The sequence below is a fragment of the Bacillus cereus group sp. BfR-BA-01350 genome, from assembly GCF_022663775.1.
Lineage (GTDB): Bacteria > Bacillota > Bacilli > Bacillales > Bacillaceae_G > Bacillus_A > Bacillus_A paranthracis.
Map to the genome: position 1 here is coordinate 46,571 of NZ_JAKUGD010000019.1, position 12,192 is coordinate 58,762.

Genomic DNA, 12,192 nt, shown 5'->3' on the forward strand with positions numbered 1-12,192 from the left:
AGGATCTGTTTTGCTTAGATGATGATATAGTCTGGTCTTACTGGCGACAGTGAGCGGTCCTTTGGGGACGGGTAAAGTGTTGCGTACTTTACTGAACATAACGGGTTTAAAAGAAGGACGTATTAAAGCGGCTGAGTTCGGTCAAGGTGTCGATAAAGCGATGAAAGAAGCTCTTGAAGGCACTAATATTTCAGCGGAACAAGTTCAAAAATGGGGTCAAGCTGTAGCTAATGGCGGTAAAGAAGGTTCAGCGGCTATGACCGAGATTGCACAAGCCTTATCACAAGTTGATGATGAAACAAAGCGTAATGAATTAGGTGTTAAATTTTTCGGTAGATGATGAATTGTGCCGAAGTAAAATCGTTCAAAAACGGTGAAAGCTCAGCATGTAAAGATGGTGCTAACACCGTGGTAAAGCACATTCTAAAAGATGTGGCTCACCGTAACGCATAGGAGTTGAACCTGTATTACAGAATAAAATACTCCCACGAGTGAACGACAACCTAATAGGTTGAAAATATATGCTGAACCGAGGATGAATTAACGTCCTATAATGCGGAGAAATCCCCGGAAGTAGAGGATAAAAAGCCTTTACGATAACAAAATGACAATGTATGAAGATCAAGGGCAAAATATTATTAATACTTTGCTGGGTGCGAAAGAAAAAACAGTTGATTTCCAAAAGAACCAAGAACAATTGAATGGTTCCATTAAAAAAATGGATGCAAATCCAGCAGTTAAATTTCAAAAAGCAATGCAAGATTTACAAATGGCCCTCAAACCCGTTCTTGGAGTTATAGCTGATGTTGTTGCTAAAATAGCCGATTGGATTTCTAATAATCCAAAACTAGCAGCCACTTTGGCAGCTATCGCAGTAGCTATTGGCGTAATTGCAGGAGCATTTATGGCTTTAGCACCAATAGTTGTCGTCATATCGGGTGTAGGGGCTGCAATGATGGGGTGGGTAGCGTTAATCGCTGTGGTTGTAGCCGCTGTAGTTGCCTTAGGCGTACTAATTTACCAAAATTGGGATTCTATAAAACAATGGACCATTGATGCTTGGAATGCAATTGGAGAGTTCTTAGTAGGAATATGGGATGGGATTGTGCAATGGGCAAGTGAAGCGTGGAATAGCATTAGTGAATCTACATCAGCAATTTGGAACTCAATTAAGGAATTTTTAATAGGTATATGGAATGGCATTGTAGAGTTTGTTGTAACCTGGGGAACCGCTATTCTAGAAACGTACGTTGGTATTTGGACATCCATTTTTAATTTCTGTATGGAAATTTGGAATGGGATAGTTGAATATTTAACTTCAGTTTTGCAGGGAATAGCGACTTTCTTTACAGAAATATGGACTTCTATTTCTACATTCTTTCAAGAGACTTGGAATGGATTAGTAGCTTTTATAACTCCTGTTTTACAAGGGATTGCTGATTTCTTCTCTATGATTTGGAATGGTATTTCTACAGTGATCCAAACTGTATGGAATTTCATTACTCAATACTTACAAGCAATTTGGACGGCTATTTTATACTTTGCTACTCCACTATTTGAAAGTATCAAGAATTTCATTTCTGAATGTTGGAATAAAATTAGTTCTACTACAAGCCTAGTATGGGAAACAATTAAGAATTTCTTGGTTTCTTGCTGGAATGGACTTGTGTCATTTGTAACGCCAATCTTTGAAAAAATCAAATCTTGGATTATTAGTGTGTGGGATACAATCAGTTCAGCCACGATGGCTGTCTGGAATGCGGTTAAGAATTTCTTGCAAGCATGCTGGAATGGATTAGTATCTATTGTAACACCAATTTTTGATGCAATAAAAAACTGGATTGTGAATGTCTGGAATACTATTAGTTCCACTACGAGTGCTGTATGGAACGCGATTAAAAGCTATCTTTCTAGCTTATGGAATTCAATTGTTTCCACAGCAAGCTCAATTTTTAATAGCATTAAATTAGCTATTTCAACTGTTTGGAATATGATTAGTAGTGCAAGTAGTAGCGTATGGAATGGTATTAAGTCTACACTTTCAAGTATCTGGAATGGTATTAAATCTACAGCATCTTCAGTGTGGAATGGTTTGAAAGATGCCATTATGACTCCTGTTCGTTGGGTAACAAGTGCTGTTAGTGGGGCATTTAATGGAATGAAATCAGCAGTATTAGGCGTGTGGGATGGAATTAAGAGTGGTATTCGTACAGCTATCAACGGAATCATACGTATTATTAATAAGTTCATAGATGGCTTTAATACACCGGCAGAATTGTTAAATAATATACCAGGAGTAAGTGCGCCAACTATTCCGCATGTACCAATGCTTGCTAAAGGTGGAAAGCCTGTAGGTGATGGTTCATTTATAACAGGAGAAGCCGGACCAGAGTTATTTACGAAGAAGGGTAATTCAATTACAGTTACACCTTTATCATCGAGAGAAAAATCACTTGGTATTACTGGGACTATGAATCAATTAATGGGTGATATGAGTCGGATGATGGCTAGTTCTATGAGTCAATTAGCAGGATTAAAGTCTGTTATGAGTGGTGTGTATGGAAGTATGTCAAATAGTAGACAAGCCATGGCTGGTAATATCGCAAATCAAATATTCAATTATTCATCAGGGCAAACTGGTGGTAATGAAGTAATTTCAGCACAAGGTGGCGATTTAGTAATTGAAGTACCAGTTATTTTAGATGGTAGAGACTTAGCACGCGGTACTTATCGATATACAAAAGAATACCAAGAAAGAGAAGAGCAAAGAAACTCAGCCTTTTAGGTTTGAGTTTCTTTTATTTTATAGGGAAATGGGGTGTCAAAATGAGCTCTTTTACATTTAACAACGAACGTAAAGAATTTGTCCAAATTGCAAAAGGCTTGAAAAGACCTACTTGGGCACCATTGAAAAGAAATTTATTAAGTATTCCGGGGTATCCTGGTGCAAGACTATTAAACACACAAACTGAAATTCGGGTTCTTTCTATTCCTGTGGGAATTATAGTTCCTGATGGATCTGATTTAGAAACGCTGAAAGAAGAAATTGCAGGGTGGTTAATAACAGATCAACCAGCAGAACTTATTTTTGATATAGAACCACATAGAACATATTTAGCAATTGTAGATGATAGCTTTGATCCAGATGAATTTGTAGCCCTTGGTACAGGAACAATTAAATTTATTTGTCCAATGCCTTATAAGTTAGGAGCTGTACAAGAGAAAATACTGGCTATTGAGAAGGGAGACTTAAAAGCTTCATTACGTAACAATGGTTCTGTAGAGTCTAATCCCATTATTGATATAACTGTGGGAGCACAGAGCCCTTTTCTTGATATCTGGAATGGTGACGAATACTTTAGGTTAGGTTATCCCACAGGGGTTAAAACTCGTGTTGTGAAACAAAATGAGCGGCTCATATGGGATGAAATGAAGAGTTTAACAACTTGGAATGCTGTAACTGGTCAAATAGGAATTTACAAAAGTTCAGGGGCTATGAAGGTTTGGCAAGGGTACGCCTTTACACCTGACTCATACGGAACGGGAACAGATACCGAGTGGCATGGTCCTTTTATGAAGAGAACTATTCCTAATACAGGCGGTGTTATCCAAGATTTTAGACTTGATGTGCAAATGAGTTTTCAGTCTGAACACTGGAACAGAATGGGGAAAACTGTAGTTATGCTCTTAGATGCTAATGATAACATAGTAGTGGAACTAGCGATGGCTGATGATTATATGAGCCATGAAATGACAACAGCACAAGCAATTATTGATTCAGGAGGGTCTAGAAAGTGGATCTCTGACGAAATGGGAATGTATTCTGATACATTTAACGACTTCAGAGGACATGTTGCAGTAGCTCGCAGGGGCAAAGAATGGAGTTTCTATTTTGCTAAATATCGAAAGAATACGGAGATAGATGATGCTAGTTTTGTCCGTACATGGAGAGATGAGTCTGACAGTAATCCTATGACAGCTAGACCAGTAGCCAAGATAGCTGTAGGATGTATTGTTTATGGTTCTAATCCACCAGTTGATATTGCATTTATTGAAGATGTTAAGTTTTGGAAGATAAATACCTTAACTATAGATGAGACTCCTTATATTTTTGATATAGGAGACAAAATACAAATAGATACAGAAAGATCATTAGTAACAATTAACGGAAAAAATGTAATTGGATTGAAAGACATATTCAGTTCGTTTCCTATTGTAAAAAGAGGACTGAATGAAATTATAGTACGTCCAGCCAATATAGGAATAGCAAAATTAAGTTATAGGGAGCGATTTAGATGAGAACACCAAGTGGAATCTTACATATTGTTGATTTTAAAACTAATCAAATCGTTTCAGCTATACAACCAAAAGATTATTGGGATGATAAACGCCATTGGGAAATCAAGAATAATATAGATACATTAGAGTTTAGGGTGTTTGATAATACAGAACATGCAACAACGCTTTTACAACAAAATTTAGTGTTAAAAGAAGTGCGTGATGGTCGAATTGTTCCATATGTAATTACTGAAGCGGAAAAAGACTCTAAAGATAGATCAGTGGTTGCTTATGCATCTGGTGAATGGATTCAGCTTGCTAAAGCAGGGATTATTAATCCGCAAAAAATTGAAGGTAAAACGTTGAATGAATGCATGAGAAGAGCTCTCGCAGGTACGAAGTGGAAAATAGGTAAAACGGAGCATAATGGATCACACTCTATGACGATTGATGAATTTACTGATCCACTGACATTTCTTAAACAGATTGCTTCTTCATTTGAATTAGAAATTCAATATCGTGCTGAAGTTGTAGGATCTCAAATCGTTGGCCGATATGTGGATATGGTTAAGAAGCGAGGACGAGATACAAAAAAAGAAGTAACTCTTGGTAAAGATTTAATGGGAATTAAGCGTATTGAGAACTCTCAAAATATTTGTACAGCCTTATTGGGCTTCGTTAAAAAAGAAGGCGGAGAATTTATTACTATTGCGGAAATAAATAACGGCATACCTTACTTTGTGGATGACGGTGCATTTCAGCGCTGGAATGAAAAAGGACAACATAAATTCGGCTTCTATAGCCCAGAGACAGAGAATCAAGATATGACTCCGGAACGACTTAAAACTCTTATGAAAACAGAAATAGAAAAACGTGTAAATACTTCTGTTTCTTACGAAGTTCAAGCACAAAGTATAGGGCAAGTATTTGGATTAGCACATGAATTAATTAATGAAGGCGATACAATCAGAATTATAGATAGAGGGTTCAAACCTAAGTTGTACCTTGAAGCACGTGCTATCGCTGGTGATGAATCTTTTAAAGACCCTACACAAGATAAATATGTGTTTGGTGATTATCGTGAAATTATTGACTCGAATGAAGAGTTACGCAGAATGTACCAAAAAATTTTAGCATCATTACAAGATAAAGTACCTCAAGGGTGGTTTGATGCTTTAAAGGACAAAGTAAAAGATCAAGGTCTAGACATTCAAGATGCTATCAACAAGTCAAAACAAGCTCAACAGGAAAGTAAAACGGCTAAAGACTTAGCAGAAGCAACCCAAGATTACATGGAGAAAAATCTTGTAGATATTATAGAAAGTGTTAAACCACCTACTACTGATCTCAAAGCAAATAAAACACTCTGGCGTGATATTAGTAATGGTAAGCCTGGTATTTTAAAAATATGGACAGGTACAGCATGGGAATCAGTTGTTCCAGATACGGCTCCATTACAACAAAGTATTAAGGATGTTAAGAAAGATATTGAAACAGCTAAAACGGAATTAAATCAAAAGGTTCTAAGTGTGGAAGGTAAAGCTCAAGAAATAGCTGGACAAATAGTCGGGGTTCAAAAGCAGGTTAATGACAAAGTTGATCAAACGTGGATTAATAATCAACTAAGAGATAAGGCTGATAAATCCGGCGTTTATACGAAAGATGAAATTAAAGATGGTTTTATAGGAAAACAAATCTATGAAACTGATAAGAATGGTAACGTTAAGAAGTTCCAAGATATTAATACATCTATTAGTCAAACAAATGAAGCTCTTAAACAAAAAGCAGAGAAGTCGGAGTTAACGAAAATTAATGATGGTTTGTCCCAGCTTGAAAGTAAAACGAACGAGATTATATCAACGGCAGATGGAACGAAGCAGACAATTTCTAATCTGAAAACTCAAGTTGATAATATTCAAGTTGGTGGGCGAAATTTATTACTAGAAACAGCTACTAAATCACATTCAGTGAAGACTGGGGAAAATAAGCAGCATACCTACTTTGATTTAGCAAAGGATGCAGCTAGTTTAATGCAGGGTAAGAATCTTGCTATGAGTTTCCTGTTTACAGGTAAAGTTACTGCATGGGGAACAACGAATAAATGGGCTGGTTTCGAAGTGAAGATTACTTTCACAGACAATACATTTCATTATCCGAGTTGTCGCGTAGAAAACCGCCTAACACTAGGTAAACAGTATAACCAGGAAAGGTTCACAGCGAGTGCTGTAGTAATGGATAAACCTATTAAAGAGATTTCAGTTTACGCTTTAGCACGTGACTTCACGGGGGACGTGTTAATTGAAAAGCTTAAATTAGAAATTGGCACAATATCAACTGCATGGACACCAGCACCAGAAGATCAAGTATCCACAACTGATTTCACTAAAAAAACAGTAGAAATTGAGACTACTATTAAAGGAATAAATACTTCTGTATCAAATGTACAAAACGAACAAGGAAAGCTTACAGAACGAGTTACTAAATCAGAACAAACTGCAGATAGGTTTAAACAATCCATTGAATCGTTAACAAAAAAAGATAGTGAAATTAGTAATAAATTAAATACGGTTGAATCAACTCTGGAGGGCACGAAAAAGACGATTTCGGATATACAATCTGATACAAAGTCACTCAAAAAAACGACAACTGAAATTAGAGAGGAAGCAGGTAAGATTACCGAAAAACTCTCTAATATAGAAAAACGAGAAGTAAGTGTTCGAAACTATGTAATTAACTCAGATTTTTCTAATGAAAAAAATTTATGGAATGGTATTACTAATTCAACAACTTTTAAATTTATTGACGTTAATATATCAGATGCATCAGGTATTAAGAAAGGATTACAAATAACAAGCAATGCAGCTTATATCTACCAAAACTTAAGCCCAGATCAGTTTATAAAGAAAAAGGGGATAGCATCCTGTTATGTTGATGTAAAGGCTGTAACATCAACAACAGAATATCCGCGCCTATATATGAGATTCACGTATGATCAGAACGGGAAAGATCAACATTATTATGCTATTATTCAGCAAAAAGTAGTAACAAATGGTTGGAATCGAATTTCTATTCCTTTCGATACAACGAATTACACAGGTAATTTAAAAGAAGTACGTGTAAATATCGCTACTGGTAATACAACTACTGTAGATGCAACATTTACAGGGATAATGGTTACCTTAGGAGACTTACTTGAATCTTGGAATCTTGCTCCTGAAGATGGAGTAACACAAGGAGCTTTTCAATCGAAAACAAACGAGATTGAAAAAAGTGTGGATGGTGTGAAAAGTACTATTACAGCTATCGAGGGTAAGGGCATAGTAGGGACAAATTTAGTTTACAACTCAAGCTTTCTACAAAGAGATACAGGATTACCTGTAGGTTGGGAATTTCCTCATCCTGATGTGACGAGCTTTCAAATGCCATGGGATGACGATAAGCGAGCAGGAGTAATTCGCTTCAATCGTACTAACCTAGTGGAAACAGCCCCTAATAGCATCATAAGTGGGTTCTCAACAAAATTTTCTGTAACATTAAACCAAGAGTATACGTTCAGTGCCTATATGAAAGTTCCTAACGTAGCTACTTTTAAGTTTAAATATGCTTACATCATAGAGTTTTTCAACGAGGCAGGTGTGCGAGTACAATTCCAAGATGTACAGCTTACAAATGCAGAGTTAGCAGACATCACAACCGGTAAGTGGACTCGTATAATCAGAACTATCAAGCCGAAGATAGCAGGTATCGTCTCAGGTGGATTCCGTTTAGCTTTATTCCATAATGGGGACATATACTATAGAATGCCTCAGGTGGAATTAGGAGACCGTGTTACAGGGTGGAACTTATCTACCAGTGACTTCTCTACTCAGCATGGACTTAATGATCTGACAGTGAAAACTAACGCGATTAAACAAACTGTGGATAGCAATCAAGCCACAATTGCTTCTCTTAGTACAACGCAAGGAAAGCATACTACACAAATTCAAAAGAATACGAGTGAGATTACGCAATTGAACAATCAGATCAGCTCTAAAGTCTCTGATACCCAAATGCAAGATTATGTAGGGGGGCTGGGAAGTACAAACTTATATATAAATTCCGCTTTTGAAGATAGGACAATCAACCCTAGCTCTGGTATTATTACTTCCAGAACCCCGAGTCTTAGCAAATGGAAAGTAGTAGCTACTGTAGCAGGATCAGCCGTTACGCCTACAACAGCAAGGCAACATGATGGATATAATTCGGCTCAGATTCAAGCAACGGGGCTAACTGTAAATGCTTGGACAGGTATTAGTCAATTATTCCCTGTTACATCTAGCTCAGGAAAACTAGTATTATCTGCATGGTTTTTTACATATAACAAGGACGGTTTAGATCAAGGTGGAGCTTTGGAGATTAAGTTCCTAAATGGTTCAACTACAGTTACAACTAGTAGTGTAGACCTAAAAGATAAGTTGAATAACGGTGCATGGACACTTGTTTCTGTTACTGCTGAGGTTCCTTCAAAAGCTGTTACTCATGTAGAGGCTTATATATGGATACGTAGAAACGGACTTATCTGGGTATCTCAACCACAATTCCAACAAGGTGCTACACCTTCGGCATTTATGGAAAACCCGAAAGACTATGCTAACTATGATCAACTTGTAGGAGAAATTGCTAAGAAAGTAGCTACCACAGACTTTAACTCTAAGGTATCAACCCTTGAGACAAGCATAAATCAGCAATCCAGCCGAATTGACTTAAAGGCAGAAAAAAAAGAGGTTTACTCAAAAACAGATTCCGATGGACGCTTTGGAAGTAAAACTATTGTAGATTCGCATACTTCTCAGTTATCTGTAATGAGTAATGAGATTAACTTGCGAGTCAAAAAAGGTGATCTTGCATCAACAATTAACCAAACAGCTCAATCCGTATTGATTCAAGCTAGTAAGATTATGCTTGACGGATACATTGAAGCGAAGCACTTGAAAGCTCAAGAACTAGTTGGAGTTACTATTAAAACTGCCCCTAACAGTGAACAGCGTTTCGTTAAACTCAATAAACAGTTCTTAGAGCTTTATGATAAAAATATTTCTAGAGCTGAATTGAAATTCTTTAACAGTCAAGATGGAACAGCTATAACGCCTGCTCTTGTGATGGGGCGTTCTAAATCAGGTGGTATTGAAGGGGCAACAGCGCTCTACCATAGAACTCCCATTGATGGGAATGGAAACGATAACTTTCGAGAATCTTATTCAACTCTAGGAGTAGTAGAATCCTATAATAGTAATTCCAATTTATTCCTATATGGTTCAGGATTAGAACAGACTTGGGGAGGGAAAGTCCATTTATATGGTAAGGACACTGTAACTATCTCAGCTTCTCGTCAAGGTGATATAGTAATCAAGACTGATACGGTAGCTCAAAATACTTCTATTAAAATTCAGCCGTCGCTAGATTTTGAAGTTATAGCAGGTAATAACATTTACCTGCAAGGTAACGGATACCACCTATCAACTGTAAGGACAAATCATACTTTTAGAAATGGGAATGGTAACTTCTACTTTGAAAATAAGAACAAAACTTCAGGTAACAATATGCTTTTACAAGATGACAACAACAATGCTGATCTACGCCTAGCATATATACGTATCAGAGGCTCGCACGTTTCAGGATACCAGAGCGCATTACAGCTTATCCCAGTAGGTGAAAATACACCAACAGCAGGATTACAAGCAGGGAATATAAGTTACACAAGTCTTACAAACCGTTCATCTCGTAAGATTAAGTCCAATATTCGTGATTTAGAGATTAATGCCTTAGAAAAAATTATGAGCTTGAAAGTAAAGCAATATAATTTCAAAAGTGATGTAGAGAAACTCTACAAAATGAGACAGGAAGCTGAGGGAACAGGAAAGCTACACACTACAAGAGATATTCCTCTACAGTATGGTCTTATCCTAGAGGATACAGATGAAACTTTCCATGCTGATTTGGGGGATGGAATCAACCTGTACACTCTTGTAACCCTCCATTTAGATGCTACTCAAAAGATTAAGTTTATACAAGATGTTCATGAGAAAGAACTAAGTAATCTTAAATCGAAAGTTGCTAGTCAGGATAATGAAATTGAATATCTAAAATCACAAGTAGCCAGTCAAGAGGACAGAATTGCACGTCTAGAAGAATTATTACTTCAACAATTAATTGATAAGAAACCAGAGCAGCCATAAGCTGGTCTTTTTTTATTGTCTAAAAAGGGGTGATCAAAGTGGAAGGATTACAAGAAGTAAGAAGTGATGTTCAAGAAATAAAGCAAGATATTAAGGACATTCGCTTAGAGATTAAAAGTTTAGAAATGCGGACAACAGGTAACGAGAAAGACATTATCAATATCAATAAGCAATTAGATAAGATTAGCGCTAATACAACTTGGATCTTACGCCTTATTGTTGGTGGGCTTATTGGAGCGGCTCTGACCTTCTTTTTGAAAGGAGGTGGTATGTAATGTTTGAAATTACGGTAATGATTGGTGTTGTTGTAGGATTATCACAAATTGCAAAAACAGTTGGGATGCAAACAAAATATGTTCCGTTACTAAATTTAACGCTTGGCATAATGCTAGGCGTTTTATTTTTGTCTCAAGATATCAAAATAAATATATTTCAAGGAATCATTATTGGGTTGTCAGCAAGTGGATTATTTGACCATACAAAAATTATAAAAAAGGATGCCGATGTAAAATGAAAAAGAAGTGGAAACATATTTCATCTATAGTTGTCGCTATGATTTTAGTATTATCAATTGGAACAAACGTATTTGCTGATAGGGTCTTGATTATTACTGATTTACCAAAACAACCATACCGTAATGGTGTTGGCGCTTATGAAGGTGTTGTAGCACATTCTACAGCTACCCCAGAAGCTCCAGCTATTAATATTCAAAAATATGAGTCTCGTACATGGCGTTCGGCATTTGTTCACTACGCAGTTGACTGGGATGAAAAGATTCAAATTGCATCTACTAAATATCGTGCATGGGGTGCAGGTCCAGCAGCTAATGCTAGATTTGTTCACGTTGAATTGTGTGAAACAAGTGATCCGATGAAGTTCAAACGTTCTTACGAACGATATGTAGAGTTGATAGGGGAAATCTTACGGGAACGAAATATTCATCCTTCTAAAGGATTATGGACACATAAGGATATTACTTATAAATTAGGTGGTACAGATCATGAAGACCCACTTGATTATCTTCGTAGTCATGGTGTATCAGAGGCTAAATTCCGAGCAGACGTGTTAAAGGCTTATAACGGGAACTCTGTTACGGTGGATGCAAAACCACAGAAACCAAATGAAATACCTGGCACAGTACAGGTGAATGGTGTTGCGTATATTGAGGGATACAATGTAAATCTTCGTTCTGGACCATCAACAGATAATAGTGTTATTCGTAAACTACAAAAAGGAGAGGCTTATAAAGTATGGGGTAAATTAGGAAACTGGTTAAACCTTGGTGGTAACCAATGGATTTATTGTGACTCCTCATATATCCGTTACAATGGGACAGATGCTTCTACCATGACTGGTAAAAGGGTCATTTCTAAAGTGGACAATTTACGTTTCTATGAATCTCCATCTTGGCAGGATAAAGATGTCGTAGGTACCGTTGATGCAGGATTAGGATTTACAATTATTGATAAAGTATCAGTGGATGGTTCACCGCAATATAAAGTGAAAAACTCAAAAAGCAGTGTCTTCTATATTACAGCTAGTTCAACATATGTAGAAGTATCATAGAATCAAAAAGCCGATTCCAATTATGAAGTGACCCCCGAAAGTTAGACAGGTCGTTTCATTAGGCAGCCTCTAGGGTATGAGCCCGGTATTGTACTGGGCTCATACCCTTTAATTTTGCCTTAATTCTTTTATG

General features: G+C 36.9%; 7 protein-coding genes. All 7 read left to right on the plus strand.

From position 1 onward, the window contains the following. Positions 1–76 precede the first annotated feature (76 nt). Positions 77–340 (plus strand): hypothetical protein, encoded by a 264-nt coding sequence (locus MR147_RS25300; protein WP_098672324.1) that lies wholly within the window; start codon positions 77–79, stop codon positions 338–340. A 264-nt stretch (positions 341–604) separates the two neighbouring features. Continuing rightward, the gene (locus tag MR147_RS25305; protein WP_162280393.1) at positions 605–2,785 is read left to right on the plus strand and encodes a phage tail protein; all 2,181 of its coding nucleotides are present in this window, start codon (positions 605–607) and stop codon (positions 2,783–2,785) included. A 41-nt stretch (positions 2,786–2,826) separates the two neighbouring features. Then, positions 2,827–4,299: a distal tail protein Dit gene (locus tag MR147_RS25310; RefSeq protein ID WP_242304842.1), complete on the plus strand. Its 1,473-nt coding sequence runs from the start codon at positions 2,827–2,829 to the stop codon at positions 4,297–4,299. Continuing rightward, entirely contained in the window at positions 4,296–10,493 is a 6,198-nt protein-coding gene (locus MR147_RS27195) for a phage tail spike protein (protein WP_313897183.1), read from the plus strand. Before MR147_RS25310 ends, MR147_RS27195 begins: the two co-directional genes overlap by 4 nt. Positions 10,494–10,531: 38 nt before the next feature. Further along, positions 10,532–10,768, plus strand: coding sequence for a hemolysin XhlA family protein (locus MR147_RS25325; RefSeq protein ID WP_000398741.1), 237 nt, complete (start codon positions 10,532–10,534; stop codon positions 10,766–10,768). Further along, positions 10,768–11,007 (plus strand): holin, encoded by a 240-nt coding sequence (locus tag MR147_RS25330; RefSeq protein WP_242304843.1) that lies wholly within the window; start codon positions 10,768–10,770, stop codon positions 11,005–11,007. Before MR147_RS25325 ends, MR147_RS25330 begins: the two co-directional genes overlap by 1 nt. Beyond that, on the plus strand, positions 11,004–12,059 hold the full coding sequence (locus tag MR147_RS25335; protein WP_242304844.1) for an N-acetylmuramoyl-L-alanine amidase: 1,056 nt from the start codon (positions 11,004–11,006) through the stop codon (positions 12,057–12,059). Before MR147_RS25330 ends, MR147_RS25335 begins: the two co-directional genes overlap by 4 nt. Positions 12,060–12,192 lie beyond the last annotated feature (133 nt).

Excerpts from the sequence above, each read along its gene's own strand:
- MR147_RS27195 (WP_313897183.1), top strand. The coding sequence starts at position 4,296 with ATGAGAACACCAAGTGGAATCTTACATATTGTTGATTTTAAAACTAAT.
- MR147_RS25330 (WP_242304843.1), top strand. The coding sequence starts at position 10,768 with ATGTTTGAAATTACGGTAATGATTGGTGTTGTTGTAGGATTATCACAA.
- MR147_RS25335 (WP_242304844.1), top strand. The coding sequence starts at position 11,004 with ATGAAAAAGAAGTGGAAACATATTTCATCTATAGTTGTCGCTATGATT.
- MR147_RS25310 (WP_242304842.1), top strand. The coding sequence starts at position 2,827 with ATGAGCTCTTTTACATTTAACAACGAACGTAAAGAATTTGTCCAAATT.
- MR147_RS25305 (WP_162280393.1), top strand. The coding sequence starts at position 605 with ATGACAATGTATGAAGATCAAGGGCAAAATATTATTAATACTTTGCTG.